The 25280-nt window shown below is 72.0% G+C and carries 24 protein-coding genes and 1 pseudogene; 9 read left to right on the forward strand and 16 right to left on the reverse strand.

The genetic code is table 11. The annotated features are described in order from the left end of the window. Positions 1-44: 44 nt before the first annotated feature. Positions 45-1223: a GDSL-type esterase/lipase family protein gene (locus ACIRR8_RS24800; RefSeq protein ID WP_404068693.1), complete on the forward strand. Its 1179-nt coding sequence runs from the start codon at positions 45-47 to the stop codon at positions 1221-1223. Here the strand turns inward: ACIRR8_RS24800 and ACIRR8_RS24805 are convergent. From ACIRR8_RS24805 to ACIRR8_RS24815, 3 genes are read right to left on the reverse strand one after another with little or no spacing between them, the layout of a single operon-like run. Further along, positions 1220-2416 carry a dipeptidase gene (locus ACIRR8_RS24805; RefSeq protein WP_404068696.1) on the reverse strand — a complete coding sequence of 399 codons (1197 nt, stop codon included), beginning with the start codon at positions 2414-2416 and terminating at the stop codon, positions 1220-1222. The genes ACIRR8_RS24800 and ACIRR8_RS24805 overlap by 4 nt on opposite strands. Positions 2417-2427: 11 nt before the next feature. Next, positions 2428-2964 carry a 5-(carboxyamino)imidazole ribonucleotide mutase gene (purE, locus tag ACIRR8_RS24810; RefSeq protein ID WP_404068699.1) on the reverse strand — a complete coding sequence of 179 codons (537 nt, stop codon included), beginning with the start codon at positions 2962-2964 and terminating at the stop codon, positions 2428-2430. Beyond that, positions 2961-4100: a 5-(carboxyamino)imidazole ribonucleotide synthase gene (locus ACIRR8_RS24815; RefSeq protein WP_404068702.1), complete on the reverse strand. Its 1140-nt coding sequence runs from the start codon at positions 4098-4100 to the stop codon at positions 2961-2963. Before ACIRR8_RS24815 ends, purE begins: the two co-directional genes overlap by 4 nt. A gap of 162 nt (positions 4101-4262) precedes the next feature. Between ACIRR8_RS24815 and ACIRR8_RS24820 the strand changes: the two genes are divergently transcribed. Beyond that, a complete protein-coding gene (locus ACIRR8_RS24820; RefSeq protein ID WP_404068705.1) occupies positions 4263-4796 on the forward strand; it encodes a GtrA family protein in 534 nt (177 codons plus the stop codon). Between the two features lie 21 nt (positions 4797-4817). On the opposite strand, the gene ACIRR8_RS24825 is transcribed toward ACIRR8_RS24820, so the two are convergent. Continuing rightward, positions 4818-6083, reverse strand: a complete 1266-nt coding sequence (locus ACIRR8_RS24825; RefSeq protein ID WP_404068708.1) for an ATP-binding protein — start codon at positions 6081-6083, stop codon at positions 4818-4820. Between the two features lie 55 nt (positions 6084-6138). After that, complete coding sequence (locus ACIRR8_RS24830; protein WP_404068710.1) at positions 6139-6816, reverse strand: response regulator transcription factor; 678 nt, start codon at positions 6814-6816, stop codon at positions 6139-6141. 496 nt (positions 6817-7312) lie between these two features. Between ACIRR8_RS24830 and ACIRR8_RS24835 the strand changes: the two genes are divergently transcribed. Next, positions 7313-8797 carry an oligopeptide:H+ symporter gene (locus ACIRR8_RS24835; protein WP_404068712.1) on the forward strand — a complete coding sequence of 495 codons (1485 nt, stop codon included), beginning with the start codon at positions 7313-7315 and terminating at the stop codon, positions 8795-8797. Positions 8798-8884: 87 nt separating this feature from the next. Here ACIRR8_RS24835 and ACIRR8_RS24840 read toward each other — a convergent pair whose 3' ends face one another. From ACIRR8_RS24840 to ACIRR8_RS24865, 6 genes are all read right to left on the reverse strand, one after another. Further along, positions 8885-10243, reverse strand: a complete 1359-nt coding sequence (locus ACIRR8_RS24840) for a hypothetical protein (protein ID WP_404069420.1) — start codon at positions 10241-10243, stop codon at positions 8885-8887. 38 nt (positions 10244-10281) lie between these two features. Continuing rightward, positions 10282-11328, reverse strand: a complete 1047-nt coding sequence (locus tag ACIRR8_RS24845; protein WP_404068714.1) for a hypothetical protein — start codon at positions 11326-11328, stop codon at positions 10282-10284. Further along, the gene (locus ACIRR8_RS24850) at positions 11325-12218 is read right to left on the reverse strand and encodes a hypothetical protein (protein WP_404068717.1); all 894 of its coding nucleotides are present in this window, start codon (positions 12216-12218) and stop codon (positions 11325-11327) included. Before ACIRR8_RS24850 ends, ACIRR8_RS24845 begins: the two co-directional genes overlap by 4 nt. 32 nt (positions 12219-12250) lie before the next feature. Then, complete coding sequence (locus tag ACIRR8_RS24855; protein ID WP_404068720.1) at positions 12251-12970, reverse strand: peptidase; 720 nt, start codon at positions 12968-12970, stop codon at positions 12251-12253. Positions 12971-13149: 179 nt separating this feature from the next. After that, positions 13150-13641, reverse strand: coding sequence for an ATP-binding protein (locus tag ACIRR8_RS24860; protein WP_404068724.1), 492 nt, complete (start codon positions 13639-13641; stop codon positions 13150-13152). A gap of 221 nt (positions 13642-13862) precedes the next feature. After that, complete coding sequence (locus ACIRR8_RS24865; RefSeq protein WP_404068727.1) at positions 13863-14231, reverse strand: STAS domain-containing protein; 369 nt, start codon at positions 14229-14231, stop codon at positions 13863-13865. A 295-nt stretch (positions 14232-14526) separates the two neighbouring features. Here ACIRR8_RS24865 and ACIRR8_RS24870 point away from each other — a divergent pair, with 295 nt between their 5' ends. Continuing rightward, positions 14527-15516: an RNA polymerase sigma factor SigF gene (locus ACIRR8_RS24870; protein ID WP_404068730.1), complete on the forward strand. Its 990-nt coding sequence runs from the start codon at positions 14527-14529 to the stop codon at positions 15514-15516. 95 nt (positions 15517-15611) lie between these two features. Here the strand turns inward: ACIRR8_RS24870 and hutI are convergent, their stop codons facing one another. The 4 genes from hutI to hutU form a co-directional block, all read right to left on the reverse strand. Next, positions 15612-16784, reverse strand: a complete 1173-nt coding sequence (hutI, locus tag ACIRR8_RS24875) for an imidazolonepropionase (protein WP_404068733.1) — start codon at positions 16782-16784, stop codon at positions 15612-15614. 56 nt (positions 16785-16840) lie between these two features. Beyond that, positions 16841-18157 carry a formimidoylglutamate deiminase gene (locus ACIRR8_RS24880; protein ID WP_404069422.1) on the reverse strand — a complete coding sequence of 439 codons (1317 nt, stop codon included), beginning with the start codon at positions 18155-18157 and terminating at the stop codon, positions 16841-16843. 95 nt (positions 18158-18252) lie between these two features. Continuing rightward, a complete protein-coding gene (locus ACIRR8_RS24885; RefSeq protein ID WP_404069423.1) occupies positions 18253-19461 on the reverse strand; it encodes an allantoate amidohydrolase in 1209 nt (402 codons plus the stop codon). 164 nt (positions 19462-19625) lie between these two features. Next, complete coding sequence (hutU, locus tag ACIRR8_RS24890; protein ID WP_404068736.1) at positions 19626-21284, reverse strand: urocanate hydratase; 1659 nt, start codon at positions 21282-21284, stop codon at positions 19626-19628. Positions 21285-21513: 229 nt separating this feature from the next. On the opposite strand from hutU, the pseudogene ACIRR8_RS24895 reads away from it, so the two are divergent. The 5 genes and pseudogenes from ACIRR8_RS24895 to ACIRR8_RS24915 all read left to right on the forward strand — a co-directional run. Continuing rightward, a pseudogene (locus tag ACIRR8_RS24895) lies at positions 21514-22272 on the forward strand (amino acid permease); the annotation flags it as partial. Positions 22273-22443: 171 nt separating this feature from the next. Next, positions 22444-22857: a hypothetical protein gene (locus ACIRR8_RS24900; protein WP_404069425.1), complete on the forward strand. Its 414-nt coding sequence runs from the start codon at positions 22444-22446 to the stop codon at positions 22855-22857. Next, the gene (locus ACIRR8_RS24905; RefSeq protein ID WP_404068739.1) at positions 22854-23666 is read left to right on the forward strand and encodes a winged helix-turn-helix domain-containing protein; all 813 of its coding nucleotides are present in this window, start codon (positions 22854-22856) and stop codon (positions 23664-23666) included. The genes ACIRR8_RS24900 and ACIRR8_RS24905 overlap by 4 nt, the downstream gene beginning before the upstream one ends. 38 nt (positions 23667-23704) lie before the next feature. Continuing rightward, positions 23705-24172, forward strand: coding sequence for a roadblock/LC7 domain-containing protein (locus tag ACIRR8_RS24910; protein ID WP_404068742.1), 468 nt, complete (start codon positions 23705-23707; stop codon positions 24170-24172). A gap of 103 nt (positions 24173-24275) precedes the next feature. Next, positions 24276-24650, forward strand: coding sequence for a hypothetical protein (locus ACIRR8_RS24915; protein WP_404068745.1), 375 nt, complete (start codon positions 24276-24278; stop codon positions 24648-24650). 18 nt (positions 24651-24668) lie between these two features. Here ACIRR8_RS24915 and ACIRR8_RS24920 read toward each other — a convergent pair whose 3' ends face one another. Further along, on the reverse strand, positions 24669-25208 hold the full coding sequence (locus ACIRR8_RS24920) for a hypothetical protein (RefSeq protein ID WP_404069427.1): 540 nt from the start codon (positions 25206-25208) through the stop codon (positions 24669-24671). Between the last annotated feature and the right edge of the window lie 72 nt (positions 25209-25280).

The following is a 25280-nucleotide window of genomic DNA, read 5'->3' on the forward strand; positions in this document are numbered from 1 at the left end:
CTCCGCACCTGCTGGATCGCGCCTTGGTGGACAGGCTGGAGACCATGGACCACTCCCCCGGGCTGACCGCCACTCCTCTCACCGACGACCTCGTGCGCGGCGCGCTCGACCTGGAGCGCACCGCGCGCGGCGGCCTCCTCCCGCACCGGCTGCCCGCCCGCGCCCGGGCCCAGTCCGGCGGCGACCCGCAGGTGGCCCAGGCCGAGTCGCAGCCCTCCGGCGTACGGGTGGTGTTCCGCACCCGGGCCACCGCCGTCGAGCTGGACGTCCTGCGTACGGTCGTCGGCTACCGCGGCGTCCCGCCCCGTCCGGACGGCGCGTACGACCTGCACGTCGACGGTGAGCCGGCCGGGCGGGCCACGGCGGGCGGCGGTGATCTGGTGGTGGTGGACCTGAGCGACGGGTCCCAGGAGACGTTCCCGGGGCGGATCGGTACGGTCCGGTTCGACGGGCTGGCCGGGCGGGAGAAGGACGTCGAGATCTGGCTGCCGTACAGCGAGACCACCGAGCTGATGGCCCTGCGCACCGATGCGCCCGTCTCGGCCGTGGAGCCGGGCGGGCGGCGGGTGTGGCTGCACCACGGGAGTTCGATCAGCCAGGGGTCGGCCGCCGAGAGCTCCGCCACCGCCTGGCCCGCGCTGGCGGCCGCGGCGGGAGGCGTGGAGCTGATCAATCTGGGGCTCGGCGGCAGCGCCCTGCTCGATCCGTTCACCGCGCGCGCCCTGCGGGACACCCCCGCCGACCTGCTCAGCATCAAGATCGGCATCAACGTCGTGAACCACGACCTGATGCGGCTGCGCGCCTTCGGTCCGGCCGTGCACGGGTTCCTCGACACCATCCGCGAGGGCCACCCCGCCACGCCCCTGCTGGTGGTCTCGCCGATCCTCTGCCCGGCCCAGGAGGACACCCCCGGGCCCGCCGCGCCGGACATCGCGGACGGGCGGGTGGAGTTCGCGGCGCTGGGTGACCCGGCGGAGGCGGCTCTCGGGAAGCTGACCCTGCGGACCGTACGGGAGGAGCTCGCCCGGATCGTGGCGGAGCGGGCGGCCGAGGACCCGGCCCTGCACTATCTGGACGGCCGCACCCTGTACGGCGAGGCCGACTCCGCCGAGCTGCCGCTGCCCGACCGGCTCCACCCGGGCCCGGCCGCCCACCGCCGGATGGGCGAGCGCTTCGGGGCGTACGCCTTCGGCCCGGAGGGCCCGTTCGCCGCCACGCCCTAACGCGGGCGCTGTCCGTCCAGCTCCTCGATCGTCGCGTGGGACGGGCCGCGCGTGGACTGCTCGTCGCGGGCCACGGCTTCCGCGTCGCGCAGCACCCGTACGGCGTTCTGCCAGGTCAGCTTCGCGAGGTCGCCCTCGGACCAGTGACGGCGGAGCAGCTCGGCGATCAGGTTCGGGTAGCCGGAGACGTCCTCCAGGCCGTACGGCGTGAAGGCCGTGCCGTCGTAGTCGCCGCCGATGCCGATGTGGTCGAGGCCCGCGACCGCGCGCATGTGGTCCAGGTGGTCGGCGATGGTGGCCACGGTGGCCTGCGGGCGGGGGTTGGCCGCCTCGAAGTCTTCGTGGATGCGCATCGCCTGCGGGGTGGTGTCCAGGTGGTGCAGGCCGTGCTCGCGCATGTTGCGGTCGGCGGCCTGGGTCCAGGCGACGGCGGCGGGCAGCACGAACTTCGGGACGAACGTCGCCATCGCGACCCCGCCGGTGGCCGGGAGCGCCGCGAGCACGTCGTCGGGGATGTTGCGCGGGTGGTCGCAGACGGCGCGGGCCGAGGAGTGCGAGAAGATCACCGGCGCGGTGCTGGTGGCGATCGCGTCCCGCATGACGCCGTCCGCCACGTGGCTGAGGTCGACCAGCATGCCGATGCGGTTCATCTCGCGGACGACCTCGTGGCCGAAGGCCGAGAGGCCGCCGAGGCGGCGCAGGTCGGTGGCGCTGTCGGCCCAGTCGATGTTGTCGTTGTGGGTGAGCGTCAGGTAGCGGACGCCCAGCTCGTACAGGGCGCGCAGGGTGCCCAGCGAGTTGTTGATGGAGTGGCCGCCCTCGGCGCCCATCAGGGAGGCGATCCGGCCTTCGGCGCGGGCCTTCTCCAGGTCGTCGGCGGTGAGTGCGCGCCGCAGGTGGGCCGGGTAGCGGGCGATCAGCTCGGCGACGACGTCGATCTGTTCCAGCGTGGCGCTGACCGCCGCGTCGCCGGTCAGGTCGGTGCGCACGTACACCGACCAGAACTGGCCGCCGACCCCGCCGGCCCGCAGCCGGGCCAGGTCGGTGTGGAGCAGGCCGCGCTGGTCGGCGGCGATGTCCCGGGCGTCCAGGTCGTAGCCGACCTGCTCGCGCAGGGCCCAGGGGAGGTCGTTGTGGCCGTCGACGATCGGGTGGGCGGCGAGGAGCTCGTGGGCGCGGGCGAGATGGTCCATGAAAGCCGCCCCTACTTTCCGAAGCCGAAGGAGTCCGAGCCCTGGACCTTGGAGCGCAGCCGCTTGCCCTTCTCCGTGGCTTGGGCGTTCAGCTCCGAGAGGAACTCCTGCATCCGCTCCTGGAGGGCGGCGTCCTGGGTGGCCAGGATGCGGGCGGCCAGCAGGCCCGCGTTGCGCGCGCCGCCGACCGAGACGGTGGCGACGGGGACCCCGGCCGGCATCTGGACGATGGAGAGCAGGCTGTCCATGCCGTCCAGGTACTTCAGCGGCACCGGAACCCCGATGACCGGCAGCGGCGTGACCGAGGCCAGCATGCCGGGGAGATGGGCCGCTCCGCCCGCGCCCGCGATGATCGCCTTCAGGCCACGGCCCGCGGCCTCCTCGCCGTACGCGATCATCTCGCGCGGCATGCGGTGGGCGGAGACGACGTCGACCTCGTACGGGATCTCGAACTCGTCGAGCGCCTTGGCGGCCGCCTCCATGACGGGCCAGTCGGAGTCCGAGCCCATGACGACGCCGACGAGAGGGGCGGCGGAGGGGGAAGTCATTCGGTGATCGTTCCTCGCAGGTAGTCGGCCGCGTGCCGGGCGCGCTCCCGCACGTCCGCCAGGTCGTCGCCGTAGGTGTTGACGTGGCCGACCTTGCGGCCGGGCTTCACGTCCTTGCCGTACATGTGGATCTTGAGCTGCGGGTCGCGGGCCATGCAGTGCAGGTACGCCTGGTACATGTCCGGGTAGTCGCCGCCCAGGACGTTGCACATGACCGTCCAGGGGGCGCGCGGGCGCGGGTCGCCGAGGGGGAGGTCGAGGACCGCCCGGACGTGGTTGGCGAACTGCGAGGTGATCGCGCCGTCCATGGTCCAGTGGCCGGAGTTGTGCGGGCGCATGGCCAGCTCGTTGACCAGGATCCGGCCGTCGCGGGTCTCGAACAGCTCGACGGCCAGGTGGCCGACGACGCCCAGCTCGGCGGCGATGCGGAGCGCCAGCTGCTGGGCCTCGCCCGCCAGCTCCTCGGGCAGGTCGGGTGCCGGAGCGATCACCGTGTCGCAGACCCCGTCGACCTGGACGGACTCGACGACCGGGTAGGCGACGGCCTGGCCGTGCGGCGAGCGGACGATGTTGGCCGCCAGCTCCCGTACGAAGTCGACCTTCTCCTCCGCCAGGACCGGGACCCCGGCGCGGAACGGATCGGCCGCGTCCGCCTCGGAGCGGACCACCCACACGCCCTTGCCGTCGTATCCGCCGCGCACGGTCTTGAGGATGACGGGGAAGCCGCCGGCCTCCTCGGCGAACGCGGCGGCGTCGGCCGGGTCGCTGACGATGCGGTTGCGGGGACAGGGCGCGCCGATCTCCGCGAGCTTGGCGCGCATCACCCCCTTGTCCTGCGCGTGCACCAGGGCATCGGGGCCGGGACGGACGGGGATGCCGTCCGCCTCCAGGGCCCGCAGGTGCTCGGTGGGCACGTGCTCGTGGTCGAAGGTGATCACGTCGCAGCCCTGCGCGAAGGCGCGCAGCGTGTCCAGGTCGCGATAGTCGCCGATGACGACCTCGCTGACCACCTGGGCCGCCGAGTCCTGGGGCGTGTCACTGAGAAGCTTGAATTTCAGGCCGAGGGGGATACCCGCCTCGTGGGTCATACGGGCGAGCTGACCGCCGCCGACCATGCCGACTACCGGGAACGTCACACCCCCAGGGTATCGGGCGCGCCGGGGCGGCCGGGACGCCGTCCGGGTGCCGCCTCCGGCGGGCTCCCGGCCGTCCCCGGCCCGTCACACGGGAGGGCTGGTTAGCATGGCGGAGTTGACGGAACCGTCGACGCCCTCGAACGGACGGACTGAGCGATCACCATGAGCGAACGGGGCGCACTGCGGACCCGGCTTGATCTGCTGGCCCGGGAGGTCGCCAAGTTCGGCGCGGTCGGTGCGGTGGGGCTGCTGGTCAACATCGCCGTCTTCAACCTGCTCCGGCACACCACGGATCTCCAGGTCGTCCGGGCGAGCGTGCTGGCGACCTTCGTCGCCATCCTCTGCAACTACGTGGGCTTCCGCTACTGGACCTACCGGGACCGGGACAAGAGCCGCCGGACCCGTGAGCTGACCCTGTTCCTGCTGTTCAGCGTGGCGGGTGCGGTGATCGAGAACGGCGTGCTGTACCTGGCGACGTACGGCTTCCACTGGAACACCCCGGTCCAGAGCAACTTCTTCAAGATCCTCGGCATCGGGATCGCGACCCTGTTCCGCTTCTGGTCCTACCGGACGTGGGTCTTCAAGGCCCTTCCCGCGGAGCCCCCGGCCGACGAGGAGGCCGCGCTCCCCGCGGAGCGGTTTCTGGAGCAGCGGCGGTCGTCGGAGACCGTAGAGCCCGACCCCGTACGGAACTGACGCCTCCCGGTACGCCCCGGCTCAGCGCACCGGGCGTTCCGGGTCCCTGCGGTCCAGCGGGATGCGGCTGAGGAAGAGCGCGAAGACCGCCGGGTGCTGCTGGAGCAGTTCGAGCCGGCCGCCGTCCGCCTCCGCGAGATCCCGGGCGACGGCCAGGCCGATGCCGGTGGAGTTGCGGCCGCTGATCGTCCGCTCGAAGATCCGCGCGCCCAGCTCGGCCGGGACGCCGGGGCCCTCGTCGGTGACCTCGATGACGACCTGGTTGCCGGTGACACGGGTGCGGAGCGCGACGGTGCCGCCGCCGTGCATCAGCGAGTTCTCGATCAGCGCCGCCAGGACCTGGGCGACCGCGCCCGGGGTGCCGACCGCCTGCAGACCGTGCTTGCCCGAGCAGACCAGCGCGCGGCCGGTGGAGCGGTAGGCGGGGCGCCACTCCTCGATCTGCTGCTTGATGACCTCGTCCAGGTCGAAGACGACGGCGGAGCCGGTGCGCGGGTCGCGGGAGTTGGTCAGCAGCCGCTCGACGACGTCGGTGAGGCGCTCGACCTGGGTCAGGGCGATGTTCGCCTCCTCCTTCACCGTCTCCGGGTCGTCGGTCACCGAGATCTCCTCCAGCCGCATGGAGAGCGCGGTGAGCGGCGTACGGAGCTGGTGCGAGGCGTCGGCGGCGAGGCGGCGTTCAGCGGTCAGCATCCGGGCGATCCGCTCGGCGGAGGAGTCCAGGACGTCGGCGACCCGGTCCAGCTCCGGCACGCCGTACCGCTTGTGGCGCGGGCGCGGGTCGCCGGAGCCCAGGCGTTCGGCGGTCTCGGCGAGGTCGGTGAGCGGGGAGGCGAGCCGGTTGGCCTGGCGTACGGCGAGGAGCACGGCCGAGATGATCGCGAGCAGCGCCACCGCGCCGATGATCAGGAGCGTGCGCCCGACCTCGCGGGTGACGGACGAGCGGGACTCCTCGACGGTGACCTTGTCGCCCTGCTCACCGGTCTCGGTGGCGCGCAGGACACTGCCGGTGGGGCGCTCGCCGACGGCGATCGGGGCCCGGCCCGGGATCTCGATCAGCGCGAACCGGTTGGGGTCGATCTGCTCGGACAGCACGCCGGAGTTGATCACCTCGTCGCCGAGCAGCCGGCTGTCGACCACGCTGATCAGCCGCAGCGCCTCGGATTCGACGCTCTCCTGGGCGCTGGCGCTGATGGTGCGCGTCTCCACGATGACGAGGGAGACGCCGAAGACGGCGATCACCACGAGGACCACGGCCAGCGTGGAGTTGATCAGGCGGCGGCGCATGGCCGCCGCTTCTTCCGCTGTTCCGCGTCATCGAGGTGCATAGGGGCTTCGTACGTCAGCTCTTCTCGAACCGGAAGCCGACGCCCCGGACCGTGGCGATGTAACGGGGATTGGCCGCGTCGTCGCCGAGCTTCTTGCGGAGCCAGGAGATGTGCATGTCGAGCGTCTTGGTGGAGGACCACCAGGTGGTGTCCCAGACCTCGCGCATCAGCTGGTCGCGGGTGACGACCCGGCCGGCGTCCCGGACGAGGACCCGCAGGAGGTCGAACTCCTTGGCGGTGAGCTGGAGTTCCTCCTCGCCCATCCAGGCCCGGTGCGACTCGACGTCGATCCGGACGCCGTGGGTGGCCGGCTGGGCGACGGGCTCGGTGGCGCCGCGGCGGAGCAGGGCGCGGACCCGGGCGAGGAGCTCGGCGAGGCGGAACGGCTTGGTGACGTAGTCGTCGGCGCCGGCGTCCAGGCCGACCACCGTGTCGACCTCGTCGGCGCGGGCCGTCAGCACCAGGATCGGCACGGTGTGGCCGTCGGCGCGGAGGCGGCGGGCGACTTCGAGGCCGTCCATCCCGGGCAGCCCGAGGTCGAGGACCACGAGATCGATGCCGCCCTGGAGTCCGGCGTCGAGCGCCGTCGGGCCGTCCTGGCGGACTTCGACCTCGTAACCCTCCCGACGCAGGGCGCGGGCCAGCGGCTCCGAGATGGATGCGTCGTCCTCGGCGAGCAGTACACGGGTCATGGACTGATGGTAGTCCGGCCGGGACGTCCGGGGTGAGGCTCTCGCCACGACCTGCGAGTCATGGTCAAAATTCGGTAATGGACCTTTGAATATGGGAGCCCGGTTCCACTCTTACCTGTGATCCATGTCTCAAGTCCTTCCATATCCCGCTGTGTCATGTCGTATGGTGTCCCGGCGCCTGTTGCACTACAGAGAGGACCTTTGGGCCGCCATGAGCGCCAAGGGTCTCTTCTGTGTGCTGGGCCGGTTCACGCCGGCCCGTACCGAGTGAATGACCTGTGAGCCGGGCCCGGAGCGAGAGAACGCGCACCGGGCGTGGATCCCGACGCGGCACTTCCCCGCCCCGCCGCCGAACGCCCCGGAACCGGAGCCCGGCCCCGGGGTGAGTCCCCCTCAGGCGTGGGGACGGGGTGCGGCCGCGCCGGTGCCGGCTACCCCCCACCGGGCGCGCACCGCTCACGAGGCGAGCGCGCGTCCCGACCAGCAAGGATCGACCATGGCGTCCAGCCTGACGAAGGACTCGGCCAGTTCCGGCGAGAAGACCTTCTTCGGCCACCCCCGCGGCCTGGCCACACTCTTCATGACGGAGATGTGGGAGCGCTTCAGCTACTACGGCATGAGGGCACTGCTCCCGCTCTACCTGATCGCGCCCGGCGGGCTCGACATGAACCCCGCCACGGCGACCGCGATCTACTCGGTCTACCTGTCGCTGGTGTACCTGCTCGCCATGCCCGGCGGCTGGTTCGGCGACCGGGTCTGGGGCCCGCGCAAGACCGTCGCCATCGCCGGCGGGGTCATCATGGCCGGGCACCTGGTGCTGGCCCTGCCCTGGGAGGGCACGTTCTTCGGCGGTCTGGGCCTCGTGGCCATCGGATCGGGTCTGCTGAAGTCCAACATCTCGACCATGGTCGGCCACCTCTACGACGGCCCGGACGACCCGCGCCGCGACGGTGGCTTCACCATCTTCTACATGGGCATCAACATGGGTGCCTTCGCCGCGCCCCTGGTGATCGGCACCGTCGGTGAGAACGTCAACTGGCACCTCGGCTTCGCCCTCGCCGCGCTCGGCATGGGCCTCGGTGTGCTCCAGTTCCTGCTCGGCACCCGCCACCTGGACGAGAAGAGCATGATCGTCCCGAAGCCGCTCTCCAAGGACGAGCGCGCCTCGACGCTGCGCAAGTCGATGATCTGGCTCGGCATCGCGGCCGTCTTCTACATCGGCACGGTCGTCACCGGCGTCTACACGCTGAACTGGCTGCTGGTCCCGATCACCATCGCCGGTCTCGTCATACCGGTGATGGTCCTGGTCCGCATCAAGCGCGACAAGGAGCTCAGCGACGCCGAGCAGTCGAAGATGTCCGGCTACATCTGGTTCTTCGTGGCCGCCGCGATCTTCTGGATGATCTACGACCAGGGCGGCTCGACGCTGGCGATCTTCGCCGAGTCCTCGGCCGACAACAGCGTCTTCGGCTGGGACTTCCCGGTCTCCTGGTACCAGTCGGTCAACCCGATCCTGATCATGGCGCTCGCGCCGGTCTTCGCCGCCTTCTGGCTGGCGCTGAACCGCCGCGGCAAGGAGCCGAGCACGATCGTGAAGTTCAGCTCCGGTCTGGTCCTGGTCGGTGCCTCGTTCTTCGTCTTCCTGATGCCGCTGACCATCGCGGGCGACGGTCACAAGGCCGCCGCGATGTGGCTGGTCGCGATCTACTTCATCCAGACCGTCGCCGAGCTGACGCTCTCGCCGGTCGGGCTGTCGGTCACGACCAAGATGGCCCCGGCGAAGTACGCGAGCCAGATGATGGGTGTCTGGTTCCTCGCCGTCACCGCCGGTGACTGCACCACGGGCCTGCTCTCGCTGGCCGGTGTGGGGCTCAACGGCACCGGAGTGGTGGCCCTGGAGGCGACGCTCGCCGTGGCCGCCGGTATCGCGATCTTCATGTACCGCGGCAAGGTCAAGCAGCTCATGGGCGACGTCCGCTGAGGACGCAGGGCCGGTAGCGGTACGCGACGGAGGGCCGTCGCACCGGAGTGTTCCGGTGCGACGGCCCTCCGCGTCCGTGCTGGTGGCTCAGCGCGTACCGCGCAGCCGCCGCCACGGGGTGAACGTGAAGACCGCGCCGCCCAGCAGGATCGCCGTGCCCGCGACCAGGCCGAGCGCGCGCAGGGCGCCGTCGTCCTCTGCGCCGGTGGCCGCGAGGCCGCCGCCCGAGTCCGTACCGCCGCCGGAGGCCGCCGCTCCGCCGGAGCCGGCCGTGCCGCCGCCGGAGCCCGAGGATCCGGACGCGCCGCCCGGCTGGGCCGAGGTGTCCAGTTCCAGGGAGACCGCGACATCGGCGGGCGGGGTGCAGGTCGTCGTCGTACCGGCGGCCATCACCGTCAGGACGCCCGGGCTGAGCGTGGACCTCCCGCTCGCGCCGGGCTTGTACGTGCCGGTGAGGTCCGGGATCTCGATCGGGGCGCCGGTCTTGATGACCTCCTTGTTCAGCGGCCCCTCGACGGTGACCGTGCCCTGGTCGGCACCGCCGAGCTCGACCTCCATGGACGGCTTGACCTGGCCGGCCGGGATGTCGATCGGGCTGTCCATGACGGACTTGCTGAATGTGACCGTGAGGTCGTACGCGCCGCCGTTCTTCCTGGCGCTGATACGGACCGGGGAGGTGGCGTTCTTGTCGCCGATGGGGGTCTTGCAGGCGTAGGCGACGGAGACCTCCTTGCCGGGGAAGTCGGTTTCGCCGCCGGTGCCGCCGGTGGAGCCGCCGGATGTGGTGCCGCCGGTGGTCGTGCCGCCCGTCGTGGTGCCTCCGGCGGTCGTGCCACCGGTCGCCGTACCGCCGGACGTCGTGCCACCCGACGTCGTGCCACCCGTCGTCGCACCGCCGGAGTCCGTGCCTCCCGCGGATGTGGTGCCGCCGGTCGTGGAGCCCGCCTCCGTCACCTTGATCGTGGCGCCCGGCCGGACCGTCTCCTTCGGAGCGCACTTGGTGTCCGTGGAGATCGGCTTCGAGACGTTGATGCTGTACGCGCCCGGGGTCAGCGTGATCTCGCCGGCCTTCTCCAGCTTGAGCTTCGCCGTCATGTCGGGCAGCAGCATGGGGCTGTTCTTGGGGATGGGCGGGTTCTGCCGCGGGCCCTCCAGTTTCAGTTCGCCGCTCGCCGCGCCGCCCAGCGTGATCGTGCCGGTCGGCTTCACCGTGTCCTTGCCGAGGTCCAGCACGTCCGGGTTCCTCGACGCGGCCTCGACCGTCTTCCAGACGACCTCGATCTCGTCGCCCACCTTCGCCTCGGCCGGTGCGGTCAGCTCCACCTTCGTGGTGCCCTGGACCGGCGGCAGGCCCGAGATGGGCGGCGGAACGCACTCCGTCGCGTAACTGACCTCGGCCGCCCGGGCCGGGCCCGCGGCCAGCACGATGCCCGCGCCGCCGAGCATCAGCGCCACTCCGGCCGCGCTCAACCTCCGTTGCGTCCTCACACGTGTCCCTTCGTCGTGGGTGGTGGGTTCGCCGACGGTGCGGAACGCCGGATGTCTGGCGGTGCGGAGTCCTGGGTGAACCACGGCAGCGCGGCCGTACCGGTGCTCGTGGGCCGTGCTCGCGGGCGGTGGGCGTGGCGGGCCGAGGTCCCGGCGGAGGGCGGGCGGACCTTGTCCACGACGGCCATGCCGATACGGAAGACCGCGGCCGGGACGACCAGGCAGAGCAGCACCCAGAAGAGCGTCACGCCCCACGGGCGGCCCACGCCCCACGGCTGTTCGGCCAGCACCTTCGTCCCGTACCGCAGGGAGACCTGGTAATCGCCGTGCGCGCCGGCGGAGAGTTCGACCGGCAGCTCGATCTGCGCCCTGGAGCCGGGAGCGACCGTGCCGCGCCACTGGCGTTCCTCCCACTGCGGGGCGTAGACGCCGTGCGCGGTGCCGATCTCGAAGACGGGGTCCTTCACGGGCGCGGTGCCCAGGTTCCCGACGGTGAAGACCAACTGCCGTGCGGGCGGCGCGCCGAACCAGGTGAGCAGCGAACTCTCGCCCTCCAGCCGGGTGGTGGCCAGCACCGCGAGTCTGCCGTCGTCGGCCGGCGGCGGCAGCGGGGCCGTGGGATGGCCCGCTACGGTGAACACCACGTCGGCCACGGCCTGTTCGCCCGTCACCGTGGCGACGTGCACCACGCACGGGCAGGGCACGGGCGGCTCGGCCACCAGGAGCCTCTTGGTGAAGGCGCCCTTCCGGTCGGTGGTGACGGCCCGACCTTCGGCGTTGGCACAGGAGTTGGTACCGCCGATCACGCCCCGCTCCGGCGAGGACCGGCCGCAGATCAGGAGCATCAGCAACGCTTCGGAGCGCCAGCCGCCGCCCTTGACGGTGATCTCACCCCCTTTGCCCGCCTCCTTCTTGGAGAGCGTCACGGAAGGGTCGCCGTCTTCTGCCGCCTGCACGGTCGGAGCCGCGAGGCCGAGGAGAACGGCCAGGAGAAGCAGGAGAGTTGTCGGTACGCGGCTTCCGCTGCCCGGGTGTCGCTTCACGATTCCGCTCCCGCCTTCGTCAAGGGCCGTGCCTCTTCGGCCGGTCGCAGGCCGCCACCGTCGTCCACCCCGGCTTGTCGCGGTCCGCCGCGCGTAGGCCGCCGCCGGTACGCGCCGGTTCCGAGCACCGCCAGCGCGCCGAGCACCAGCAGCCCGCCACCGGCGACCGGCGCCACCGGGACGTACGCCGCCGAGGCCACCGCCTCGTCCCGCGCCCCGCCCTCCGCGGCGACCCGCAGCCGTACGGTGACGGAGTCCAACTGCGGTGGATCGGACCAGGGTTCGGTGAGCTCCACCCGGCGGCCGGGGGCCAGCTCCAGGCCGAGCGGCCGGGCCGGCCGGTCCAGCAGCTCACCGAACACCCCGTCCGCGCGCACGGCCAGCCGCGGCCGCAGAGGTACGTTGCCCCGGTTGACCAGGGCGTACCGGACGGTCCGGCCCGCCACCTCGACGTTCTCCACGGTGAGCGCCGCCAGCGTGGGGCCGCCGACCCGTACCCGTACCGGTACGCGCTTCTCCTCGCCCCCGCCCGCCGCCACGATCTCTCCCGTGAGGTCGCCCGGCGTCGCGTTGACCGGCACCGCGAGCGTGAACGGCACGTCGGCGCGGGTCCGGGCCGGCACGGTGACCGTCTTTGCCGCGAACCGGAGCCAGGGCCCGGCCCGGCCGTCGCCGCGCAGCCGTACGGTCAGCGGGGCGCGAGCCGGGTTGGTCACCGAGATCCGGTCCTGGAGCACCGCCTCCGGGGTGCCCTCCAGATAGGCGTACGGCCGCCCGCCGCTCCCGCCGCCCGCGGGCCGGACCGTCCAGCCTGAGCCGTCCCCGGCCGCCGCCGGAGGAGCGGCGAGCAGCACCAGCACCAAGGCGGCGAGCAGACGTACGTACGGCATGGGCGGCTCCCTCGCGCCGACGGTTCCGGCGTTCAGCCCGTGGGGCGCTGTCCTCGCCGGGTCAGCCAGAGCACTCCGGCCGCTCCGGTCAGCAGGACCGTTCCGCCGAGGGTGCCGAGCGCCGCCGCCGAGTCGAGCGGGCCGGTCTTCGGCAGTTCGCCGCCGCCGGAGGAGCCCCCACCGGAGGCACCGCCAGCCGGGGAGCCACCCGTCGAACCGCCCGTGGAGCCTCCGGCGCCCTGGACGTCCAGTTGCAGCGAGGGGCCCGGGCTGTTCTTCGGCGTGCAGGTCGTCGTCGTACCGAGCGCCTTGATGGTGAGCACCCCGGCGGTGAAGGTGACCTTGCCGCTCTTCTTCGGGGTGTACGTACCCGACAAGTCACTGATCTTGATAGGGGTGTTGGCCGGAATCGCCGCCGTGTTCGCCGGTCCCGAGACCTGGACCCTGCCCGTCTCCGCGCCGCCGATCTCGATCACGGCGCTCGGGTTCATCGCCCCCTTGCCCAGCTCGACCGGGCTGGAGGAGACGCCCTTCTGGAAGGACATGGTGAGCTTGTAGCCGCTGCCCTCCTTGACGCTCTTGATGTCGATGGGCGAGACGGCCTCTTTGGGCCCGATGGGCGTCTCGCACTGGTAGTTGACGTCCACGACCTCGGCGTGGGCGGCGGGCGCGGCCATCAGCACCACCGAGCCCGCCGTCGCGACCGTGAGCGCGGCCGTCAGCGCGAGAGCTGTCCGCTTCTGGTTCGCCACCTCGTGTTCCCCTCATGCCGGACGCCGCCACCCGCGACGGCCGCAAGATCCTTACGGACGCACGTTACTGACGACACATCAGATTGGGCGCTCAAGGTACGCCCGGGGCCTGACGGAGGGAAGACGAAGAGCGCGCCGGATCCGGCGCGCTCTTCGGTGTACGGGATACCTCTGGCCTGTTACGCGGGCGCGGCGAGCTCCGCCCAGACGGTCTTGCCCGGCGACTCCGGCGTACGCTGCACGCCCCAGTCCAGGCAGAGCCGCTGCACGATGAACATGCCGTGACCGCCGGGACGGCCGGCGCGGTGCGGCGTACGGGGGGCGGGCTGACCGGCCCCCCGGTCGACGACCTCGACGCGCAGCGCCTTGGGCGTACAGCCGATCCGGAGCTCCTCGGGGCCGTCCGCGTGGAGGCAGGCGTTGGTCACGAGCTCGGAGACGACCAGCAGCACGTCCTCGGCCGCGGCCCGGCGGTCCGCGCTGGACGCCGGGAGCCATCCCCAGTCGTGCAGGGCCTGCCGGGCGAAGTCACGGGCCATCGGAACGATTCCGCTGGCCTGCCCGAGTGAGAGCGTGCGCCACTGCCGCTCGGCCGGGGCGGGCGAGTCCGGACCCGCTCCCTCCGGCTCGCGGCCGAGGTCGCCCGGCGGATGCTGCCGGGTGGTGCTCATCAGCGCTTCACCTCACCGATTCGCCATGTCGTTCGCCATGTCGCCATGCCGCCATGGAACAGAAATGATCAGTTACCGAGTGTGTCGGATCTTTGCGGGATGCCGACGGGGTGTCTCCTGCCCGGCCGCACCGCTACGACACCCCCTTCGGGCTGCCGATCGCGCAACACGGCCGTCATCAGGGACGACGTGGAGTGCGCCGTACCCGATCCAGGTCCGCTCTAGGTCCGCAGAGCCTCTTCGAGCGTGGCGTGGACGGTGAAGACCGCCTCGGCCCCGGTGATCTCGAAGACTCTCGCCACGACCGGCAGCATTCCGGCCAGATGGACCCCTCCTCCGACCGCTTCCGCCTTGAGGCGCGCACCGAGCAGCACGTTCAGCCCGGTGGAGTCGCAGAAGTCCAGACGTGAGCAGTCGACCACCAGGCGCGACCGCCCTTGATCGATCGCGCTCTCCAGCGGCTCCCGCAGCAGATCGGCGGTGTGGTGGTCGAGCTCACCCACCGGAGTCACGACCTCGCTGCGCCCCTCCGTCCGGGCCTCGACCTGAAGCCGACCCCGGTTCGCACTGCCGACCGTCCCGCGGTCCATGCCCAGTACCTCTTCGCCGTCCGTCACCATGCGCGTCACTGCCTGTGCGGCTACATGCAGAGCTGTCGCCGACGTGCGTGAAACAGTACGCGTTTCGTTCGCCACGCGGTAGTCGAAGACCTCAACAAACCGGACATATGCGGCCAATTGGAGCTTGTAACTGCTGGCCGGAACCGGGTAAGGGTAGAGGGACACCCGAAACATGACCGGACGACCGGCTTTGGAGGCGCCGCTTCACCGCAGGAAACACGTATGGGCATCGGCAGCCATATGCCGAGAACGATGGAGGAGAACCATGTCACCCCGGCTCGACGAAGCGCGTACCCCCAACGCGTCGTCGGCATGTCCTCAGGGACCGACCAATTCCGACTCCCCCGCCGCGAGCGCCGTTCCCGGCCCGCGCGCCGGCACCACCCCCGAATCATCTTCCGGCGAGGGACTTGAGGGCTTCACGGGGCCTTTCACGGGACCTTTCACGGGGCTCGAAGGACTGCCCGAGATCCCGCACTACGCCGACATAGGAGCCCTGGACGCCAGGGCCCTGTCGAAGACGCTCTTCGAGCGCCTCGAATCCCTCGAAGAGGGCACGCACGAGTACGCGTACGTCCGCAACACCCTCGTCGAGCTCAACCTCGCGCTCGTCAAGTTCGCCGCCTCCCGGTTCCGCTCGCGCAGTGAGCCGATGGAGGACATCGTCCAGGTCGGCACCATCGGCCTGATCAAGGCGATCGACCGGTTCGAGGTGAGCCGCGGTGTCGAGTTCCCGACGTTCGCGATGCCGACCATCGTCGGTGAGATCAAGCGGTTCTTCCGCGACACCAGCTGGTCCGTGCGCGTCCCGCGCCGGCTCCAGGAGCTCCGGCTCGACCTGGCCAAGGCGGGCGACGAGCTCTCCCAGCAGCTGGACCGCGCGCCCACCGTGGCGGAGCTCTCCGAGCGCCTCGGCATCACGCCGGACGAGGTCGTCGAGGGCATGTCCGCGAGCAACGCGTACACCGCGAGCTCGCTGGACGCCAAGCCGGAGGAGGACGACGGCGAAGGCGCCCTCGCGGACCGCATCGGCTACGAGGACCACGGGCTCGAAGGCATCGAGTACGTCGAGTCCCTGAAGCCGCTCATCGCCGCGCTTCCCTCGCGGGACCGCATGATCCTCTCGCTCCGCTTCGTCAGCAACATGACGCAGTCGGAGATCGGGGAGGAGCTGGGCATCTCGCAGATGCACGTGTCCCGGCTGCTCTCGCGGACGCTGGTCAAGCTCCGCAAGGGGCTGACCCTGGAGGAGTAGCGGCCCGCGCGCTCGCGGAAGGGCCCGCCCCCGGTACGTACGTCTCGCGACGATGTACCGGGGGCGGGCCCTTCCGCGCGTACCGCCTGCTCCGCCTACTCCACCCGCTCCCCGCCCCGCCACACCGCGCTGACCAGCGGGACACCCGGCCGGTAGGCGAGGTGGACGTGGCTCGGGGCGTCCAGGAGGACCAGGTCGGCACGGGCGCCGGGCGTGATGCGGCCGATGTCGGTGCGGCGGAGGGCCGCGGCGCCGCCCGCGGTGGCGGACCAGACCGCCTCGTCGGGCGTCATCCCCATGTCGCGTACGGCCAGGGCGATGCAGAACGGCATGGACGAGGTGAACGACGAGCCCGGGTTGCAGTCCGTGGAGAGCGCGACCGTGGCCCCGGCGTCCAGCAGGCGGCGGGCGTCCGGCCAGGTGGCCCGGGTGGAGAACTCGGCGCCCGGGAGCAGCGTGGCGACCGTGTCGCCCTGGCCGAGCGCGTCCACGTCCGCGTCGGTGAGGTGGGTGCAGTGGTCTGCGGACGCGGCGTCGAGCTCCACGGCGAGCTGGACGCCGGGGCCGTACGTCAGCTGGTTGGCGTGGATGCGGGGGTGGAGCCCCTTGGCGCGGCCCGCCGTGAGGATGGCGCGGGCCTGGTCGCCGTCGAAGGCGCCGCGCTCGCAGAAGACGTCGATCCAGCGGGCGTGCGGGGCGCAGGCGTCCAGCATGGGGCCGGTGACCAGGTCGACGTAGCCGGCCGGGTCGTCGGCGTAGTCCGGGGAGACGACGTGGGCGCCGAGGTAGGTGACCTCGTCGGTGTGGCGGGAGGCGATGCGCAGGGCGCGGGCCTCGTCCTCGACGGTGAGGCCGTAGCCGGACTTGGTCTCCAGGGTGGTGGTGCCCTGGCGCAGGGCCTCGGCGAGGTAGTGGGCGACGTTGGCGGAGAGCTGCTCGTCGGAGGCCTCGCGGGTGGCGGCGACCGTGGTGCGGATGCCGCCGGCGGTGTAGGGCTGCCCGGACATCCGGGCGTTGAACTCCTGGGTGCGGTCGCCCGCGAAGACCAGGTGCGAGTGGGAGTCGACGAAGCCCGGGATCATGGCCCGGCCGGCCGCGTCGAGGACGTTGTCAGTGGCGGGTGCTTTGCTTGATTCACCGGTCCAGACGATGCGGTCGCCTTCGATGACGACGGCCGCGTCCTGGATCAGGCCCAGGGGGGTCCCGTTACCGATGGAGGGGTCATTGGTGACCAGGCTGGCGATGTGGGTGACGGCGGTGGTCGTCATCTGGAGAGTGTTCTCCTTGCGCTCCGGGAGCTCCGGGTCCGCTGTTGGGGATGGGGTCAGTGGTGCAGGGCTGCCACGGCCGCCGCGAGCGCTCCGGGCACGTCCTCGATCAACGTGTGACGGCCGTCGCGGACGATGTGGCGCCCCGCCACGACCGTGTGCCGCACATCAGCGGCGGAGGCGGCGAATACGGCGGTCTCGGCTGCCAGTCGGGGCACCGGCCCTGCCGTTCTGACGGAGTCCAGCGCGACTGTCGTCAGGTCGGCCGGAGCGCCCGGTTCCAGGACGCCCGCGTCGGGGCGGCCGAGTGCGGCGTGTCCGTCGGCGGAGGCGGCCCTGAGCAGGACGGCGGCCGTCCAGTGGCCCCGGATGTGGGTGCGCAGGCGCTCGTTCAGCTCCATCGCCCGCGCCTCTTCGAAGAGGTCGATGACGGCGTGGCTGTCGCTGCCGAGCGAGAGCGGGGAGCCGGCCTTCCGGAGGGCGACGGCGGGGCCGATGCCGTCGGCGAGGTCGCGCTCTGTCGTCGGGCACATGCAGGTGCCGGCGGTGGAGGAGCCGAGCAGCGCGATGTCCTCCTCCGTCAGATGCGTGTTGTGGATGCCGGTGGTGCGCGGGCCGAGGACGCCGTGGTCGGCCAGGAGCCGGGTGGGGGTGCGGCCGTGGGCGGCTCGGCAGGCGTCGTTCTCCGCCGTCTGCTCGGAGAGGTGGACGTGGAGCGGGGCGTTCCGCTCCTCGGCCCAGGCGGCGACGGTGGCCAGCTGGTCCGCCGGGACCGCGCGGACGGAGTGGATGGCCGCGCCGATCAGGGCGTGGTCGTCGCCCTTCAGGAGGGAGGCGCGCTCGGCCCAGGCGTCGGCGGTGGTGTCGGAGAAGCGCAGCTGGTGCCGGTTGGGCGGCTCGCCGAAGCCGGCGGCGAGGTAGGCGGTGTCCAGCAGCGTGATCCTGATGCCCGCCTCGGCCGCCGCCGCGATCAGCGCCTCGCCCATGGCGTTGGGGTTGGCGTACGGCGTGCCGCCGGGCGCGTGATGCAGATAGTGGAACTCGCCGACGGCAGTGATGCCGGCCAGGGCCATCTCCGCGTACGTGGCCCGGGCCAGGTCGAAGTAGCTGTCCGGGGTGAGCCGCGAGGCCACCTGGTACATCAGCTCGCGCCAGGTCCAGAAGGTCCCGGTGCCCACCTGGACCGTGGCGCGCAGGGCCCGGTGGAAGGCGTGGGAGTGGACGTTGGCGAGGCCGGGGAGGGTCAGGCCGCGCAGCGCGGTGGCGCCGGGCGGCGGTGCCTCGACCCCGGTCCTGACCCCGGCGATCCGGCCGCCGGCGACCTCGACCAGGACATCGGGCTCCACGTGCGTTCCGAGCCAGGCGTGGTCCATCCAGTACGTCGCGGTGACGGGCCCGCCCGCCGCCCGTGCCGCCTCCGCGGTCCGTGGTGTCACCGCAGTCCCTGCCGTCTTTGCGGTCCGGTTCGTCAGCTGCACGCGAGACCTTCCAGTACGTCGGCGAGTGCCCGCACACCGGCCGTGCAGTCGTCCTCGGCGGCGTGCTCGGCCGGAGAGTGCGAGATGCCGGTGGGGTTCCGCACGAAGAGCATGGCGGTGGGCACCGAAGCGGACAAAATACCCGCATCGTGGCCCGCGCCGGTGCCGAGGACGGGGACCGGGCGCCCCGTGTCGCCGGCCCCCTCCAGGATCTTGGCGAGCTCGTCGCGCAGGGCGTGCTCGAACTCGACGACGGGCGTGAACGACTCGCGCACGACGTCGAGGCCGATCCCCGCCCGGTCCGCGTACTCCCGGGCGGCGCGCTCGATGCCGGTGACGACGGCGTCCAGGGTGGCCTGGTCGGCGGCGCGGGAGTCGAGCCAGCCACGGACGAGGGAGGGGATGGCGTTGACGCCGTTGGGCTCGACCGCGATCTTGCCGAAGGTGGCGAGGGCGCCGGTGAGTCCGGCCTCGCGACGGGCGGCGAGGACGGTCTCGGCGTACGTGAGCATCGGGTCGCGGCGATCGGCCAGGCGGGTGGTGCCCGCGTGGTTGGCCTCGCCCCGGAAGTCGAACCGCCAGCGGCCGTGCGGCCAGATGGCGGAGGCGATGCCGACGGGGTCGCCGGTCAGGTCGAGGGCGCGGCCCTGCTCGACGTGGAGTTCGACGAACGCGCCGATCCGGGCGAGCCGTTCGGGGTCGGGGCCGATGACCTCGGGGTCGTATCCGGCGCTCTCCATGGCGGCGGGCAGGGAGATCCCGTCCGCGTCCCGGAGGCGGTGGGCGTCGGCGACGGTGAGCTGTCCGGCGGCGAGCCGGGACCCGACACAGGCGAGACCGAAGCGGGCGCCCTCCTCGTCACCGAAGTTGGTGACGGCGAGGGGCCGGGTGAACGCCACGCCCCGGGAGCGGAGTTCGTCGAGCGCGGCGAAGGAGGAGACCACACCGAGCGGCCCGTCGAAGGCGCCGCCGTCCGGGACGGAGTCCAGGTGGGAGCCGGTGACGACGGCGTCGCCGGCCAGGGGGTCGCCGAGCCAGGCCCACTGGTTGCCGTTGCGGTCGGCCTCGTAGGTGAGCCCGCGCGCCTCGGCCTGCGTACGGAACCAGGCCCGGCAGTCGAGGTCCGCCGCCGACCAGGCGTAACGCCGGTAGCCACCGCTGTCGGGATGGCGTCCGACGGGAGCCAGCTCGCGCCACATGGAGAGGAAGGAGCCACCTGTACGCCACGGGGCGCCGGACGCGCTCCCCGTCGTGCCGGGCGTGTTCCCCGTCGCGACGGGGGTGCTCTCCGTCGCGCCGGGGGTGCTCTCCGTCGCGCCGGGGGTGCTCTCCGTCGTGCCGTTCGGCGTGGTGCCCGTGGGCGTCATTTGTCCTCCGTCATCGGGACGCGGACGCCCTTGTCCTCGGCGACCGACTCCGCGATGTCGTAGCCCGCGTCGACGTGGCGGATCACGCCCATGCCGGGGTCGTTGGTCAGGACGCGGCGGATCTTCTCGCCCGCCAGCTTCGTGCCGTCGGCGACGGTGACCTGGCCCGCGTGGATGGAGCGGCCCATGCCGACACCGCCGCCGTGGTGGAGGGAGACCCAGGAGGCACCGGAGGCGACGTTGACCATGGCGTTGAGGAGCGGCCAGTCGGCGATGGCGTCGGAGCCGTCGAGCATGGCCTCGGTCTCGCGGTACGGGGAGGCGACCGAGCCGCAGTCCAGGTGGTCGCGGCCGATGGCCAGCGGGGCGGCCAGTTCGCCGCTCGCGACCATGTCGTTGAAGCGCTCGCCGGCCTTGTCGCGCTCGCCGTAGCCGAGCCAGCAGATACGGGCGGGCAGGCCCTGGAAGTGGACGCGTTCGCCGGCCATCTTGATCCAGCGGTGCAGGGACTCGTTCTCCGGGAAGAGCTCCAGCATCGCCCGGTCGGTCTTGTGGATGTCGGAGGCCTCGCCGGACAGGGCGGCCCAGCGGAAGGGGCCCTTGCCCTCGCAGAAGAGGGGCCGGATGTAGGCGGGGACGAAGCCGGGGAAGTCGAAGGCGCGGTCGTACCCGGCGAGCTGGGCCTCGCCGCGGATGGAGTTGCCGTAGTCGAAGACCTCGGCACCGGCGTCCATGAAACCGACCATGGCCTCGACGTGGCGGGCCATCGACTCGCGGGCGCGCTGGGTGAAGTCGGCGGGCTTCTCGGCGGCGAGCGTCGCCATGTCGTCGAAGTCGACGCCGAGCGGGAGGTAGGCCAGCGGGTCGTGGGCGCTGGTCTGGTCGGTGACGATGTCGATCGGCGCGCCTTCGGCAAGCATCCGGGGCAGCAGCTCGGCCGCGTTGCCGAGGAGGCCGATGGAGAGCGGACGGCGGGCGTCGCGGGCCTCGACGGCGAGCTGGAGGGCGTGCTCCAGGCTGTCGGCCCTGACGTCCAGGTAGCGGTGCTCGATGCGGCGGTCGATGGCGCGCGGGTCGACGTCGATACAGATCGCGACGCCGTCGTTCATGGTGACGGCGAGCGGCTGGGCGCCGCCCATGCCGCCGAGCCCGGCGGTCAGGGTGATCGTCCCGGCCAGGGTTCCGCCGAACTTCTTGGCGGCGACGGCGGCGAAGGTCTCGTAGGTGCCCTGGAGGATGCCCTGGGTGCCGATGTAGATCCAGGATCCGGCGGTCATCTGGCCGTACATGGTGAGGCCGAGCGCCTCCAAGCGGCGGAACTCCTCCCAGTTGGCCCAGTCGCCGACCAGGTTGGAGTTGGCGATCAGCACGCGCGGCGCCCACTCGTGGGTCTGCATGACGCCGACCGGCCGCCCGGACTGGACGAGCATCGTCTCGTCCTGCTTGAGCGTCTGAAGGGTCCGGACCATCGCGTCGAACGAGCGCCAGTCGCGGGCCGCCTTGCCCGTGCCGCCGTAGACGACGAGCTTGTCGGGGTGCTCGGCGACCTCGGGGTCCAGGTTGTTCTGGAGCATGCGCAGGGCGGCTTCCTGCTGCCATCCCAGGGTGCTGAGGGCGCTGCCGCGCGGCGCTCGTACGGGGCGGGGTCCTGACATGGCGGTGCCTCCTCGCGACGGTGAATATCTATTCACATCCTGAGGCGCTGAATAGTCGTAGTCAACAGGTGCGGCTCGCGCCGCCTCCGGGAAGAGGTGTTCCATCCCCGGCCCGAGGGCACCGGAGGCACCTGAGGCACCGGAGGCACCGGAGGCACCTGAGGCACCTGAGGCACCTGAGGCACCTGAGGCACCTGAGGCACCTGAGGCACCTGAGGCACCGATAAGCATGCCCGGCACACCAGCCGCGCCCGGCACACCCTCGGCCCCTGACGCGTCACCGCCACTCAAGCGGGCGCTCGGCCCCAAGCTGCTGATCCTCTTCGTCATCGGCGACATCCTCGGCACCGGCATCTACGCCACCACCGGCGACGTGGCGGGCAAGGTGGGCGGCGCGCTCTGGCTGCCGTTCGCGATCGGGTTCGTCGGGGCGCTGCTGACGGCGGCCTCGTACGTGGAGCTCGTCGGCAAGTATCCGAAGGCGGGCGGCGTCGATTTTCCGCCGAAACTCTTCGCGCCGATCGCCCTGTTCGCGGTCACGAACTCGGCGCTGATCAATCTGATGACGGCCTCGCGGCTCTGCTACAGCATGGCCGACGAACGCATCCTCCCGCCCGGCATGGGCAAGGTGCCGGCGGGCCGGCGCACGCCGTGGGCCGGCATCGTCTTCGTCTCGCTCCTGGCGATCGGCCCGGTCTCCGCCGGCGAGATCGAAGGGCTCGGCGACACCACCTCGTTCCTGCTGCTCTGCGTCTTCGGCGTGGTCAACATCGCCGTACTGGTGCCGCGCAAGGACCGCGTGGAACACCGCCACTTCCGTACGCCGACGGCTCTGCCGGTCCTCGGCGCGATCACCTCACCGGCCCTGGCCGGCCCGCTCGCCGACCGGGGCTCCGACGTCCATGTACGGGCCGGGATCCTGCTGCTGATCGGGATCGGACTCTGGGCGGTGGACAAGGCGGTGAGGACGGCCCACGAGAAGTCCGGCAAGGCGGACGGCCAACAGGGCGCCACCCCTTTCCCGGCCACCACATTTCAGCCGCTCCTTTACACCCCGGGGCGCATGTACCAAAGGAAAATGCCAGAACCTCCACCAGCCGTGAGCACGTTGCGTAGCCTCAGGGTCACAGCCGTACGCCGCGTCGGGAGGGGAATCCGCGTGCCCGGAATCGACGAGTGCCTGCTCGAAGTCATGAGGCTGCCCGGCGCCCGTGGCGCCTCGGTGGTCGACTGGACGAGCGGCCTCGCGCTCGGCACCATCGGCGAGTCCCCCAACGGCGACCACGAGGCGACGGCGGCAGAGACCGCGGAGGTCGCCCGCATGACCGCCGAACAGCCCGCCTTCGCCCACCTGGCCTCAGGGGGCGGAACCGAAGGCTCCGGGGAAGCGCCGAGCCCCGCTGTCGAGGACGTCATCGTCACCACACAAGACGGTTACCACATGCTCCGCTTCGTCGAGACGGCTTTCGACAGCAGCGTCTTCCTCCATCTCTGGCTGAGCCGCTCCGAGGGCAACCTCGCGATGGCCCGGTTACGGCTGGGCGAGCTGGCCCAGCGGCTGGTGCTGGCATGAGCGCGATAGCCGCCGACCCCGGCGCCCCGGAGACGGACCGGCTCCCGGTCCTCTCACCGATGCTCCAGCGCCTCGCCGCCGAGCGGGCCACCGGCGCCCTGATGCGCGACCGCGGCACGCTCTACCTCGCCGACGGCCAGGTGGTGCACGCCGAGAGCCCCGCCACCCCCGGCATCGACGTCCTGCTCACCACCGGCGGCACGCTGCGCCACGAGGGCTGGTGGGACGCGGTGGCGCAGGCCGGGGCCGGGCAGCGGGTCGGCCGCTACCTCGTGGACAGCGGCCATGTGCCGGGCGGCGCGCTGGAGTTGTGCCACCTGGGCGCGTTGTACGACGCCGCGTTCTTCGCCCTCGCCCCGACCGGCACACCCGCCCGCTTCCGTTACGGGGTGTCCCACTGGATCGGGCCGGTGCGGCCGGTCCCGGTGGCCGCCGTTCAGCGCGAGACGCTGCGCAGACGGGAGCTGCTGGACCGGATCTGGCCCGACGCCGCCTGCGACAGCGCACCCGTGATCCGGTCGTCGGCGCACCCGGGCGACAGCCCCGTACCCGCCCGGCAGCGCGCGGTGCTGGAGCTGGCCGACGGGGTCCGTACGGCCTCCGACATCGCGCAGGCGCTGGGCCGTTCGGCGTTCCACATCCTGGTCGACCTGCGGCGGCTCGCCGCGGCCGGCCTGGTGGAGGCGGTCCGCGCGCAGCCGCTGCCCGCAGCCGCCTCCGCACCCGGCCGGATCACGCTCCCCGAGGTGACCGCCGACCCCGATATCGCCCTGCTGCGCCGGCTCCGAGACGCATTGGAGGCCCTGTGATACGCGCGCTCAGACAGCGTGCCGGGAGGAGACAGCTGATGGTTCCCGAGGCCGAGACGCGCGGTGTCCTCGACGAGCTCCAGCGGCTACGGGCCCGGGTCCCCCTGCTCTCCGGGGCACTGGCCGCCTCCACCGACGGCCTGGTCCTGGCCCACGACACACCGGGCATCGAGGCCGAGGGCGTCGCCGCCCTCACCGCCGCCGCGCTCGGCGTCTCGATCCGGATGACGGAGGCCACCGGCCGCGGCGGCTTCCGGGAGCTCCTGGTCCGCGGCGAGAGCGGCTACATCGCCACCTACGCCGCCGGCTCCTCCGCCGTCCTGACCTTGCTGGCCGAGGACCGCATCAACGTCGGCCGGCTCCATCTGGAAGGCCGCCGCGCGGGCGCCCGGATCGGCGAACTCGTCGACACCGCACTGGAACGCGCCGAGCGCACGCCCCCCATGCCCCGCACCGCTCCGGCGCGCGGCCTCCCCAACCGCACGCTCCCGCAACGCCCCACGTAACCGCTCCTCCTCCCACGCACGACAACCACACACCCCACCCATGCCACTCACGCGCAAACGGACCCGGTCAGCGCGACCGGCCACGGAAAGGAAACGAGCCTCCATGGCGAACACCGAAGCGTCACTGAAGGAAGCGATGAGCTCGATCGAGGGCACCACGGGTGTCGCCCTCGTCGACTACACGAGCGGAATGGCCCTGGGCACGCTCGGCGGCGGCAAGGACTTCAACCTGGAGGTCGCCGCCGCGGGCAACACCGACGTGATCCGCGCCAAGCTCCGCACCATGGAGCACCTGGGCATCAAGGAGGAGATCGAGGACATCCTCATCACACTGGGCAGCCAGTACCACCTGATCCGGCTGCTCAAGACCCGTGGCAGCAACGGCCTCTTCCTCTACCTGGTGCTGGACGCGAGCCGTGCCAACCTGGCGATGGCCCGCCACCAGCTGAAGAGGATCGAGGCAGAGCTGGAGGTCTGAGCCCTCGAAGGTCGGACCTTACCGGCGGCGACGCCGCGCCCCGCCCGGCGCGGCGTCCCCCGCCTGCGGCCCCGTCGTCCGGTGGCCCTGCACCCGCTCAGCGACCGGGCTGCCGCGCCCAGCCCAGTCGGTGCGCACCCAGTACAGGACATCGTCCCGGCGCTCCCGCTGTCCGATGCGTACGGCCTTCGCCCAGAGACCGGCGCCCACGCCCGCGAGGACCAGTCCGCCGGCGCCCGGCAGCGCGAACGAGGACGCCACCGCCACCACGAACGCCCCGAGCAGCCACCACCGGTGCCCGCGCCGCCACACCCGTACGGTCACGGCCCGGTCCTGGAGGAAGTCCCCGCGCCCGGCCCGCGAGGCGCCCCGGGCCAGCTCCGCGTACCGCCCGCCGCGCGCCGGCAGCACGGCGGCCGCGACGACGATGAAGAGCGCCGCCCCCGTCAGCAGCCCGATGCGACGCCCGGTCAGCCCCGGTACGAACGCTCCAGCGACGGCGGCCACCACCCCGGCCCACCAGAGCGGTGCCGCTCCGGCCCGTACGATCACGGCCACTCTCGCCAGCGACTGCCCTCCGCGCCCCACGTCCGTATCCCTCTCGCTCGCTCCACGTCCGCCGGTCCCCGC

It is taken from the genome of Streptomyces sp. NPDC101178, assembly GCF_044767965.1.
Classification (GTDB): Bacteria; Actinomycetota; Actinomycetes; order Streptomycetales; family Streptomycetaceae; genus Streptomyces.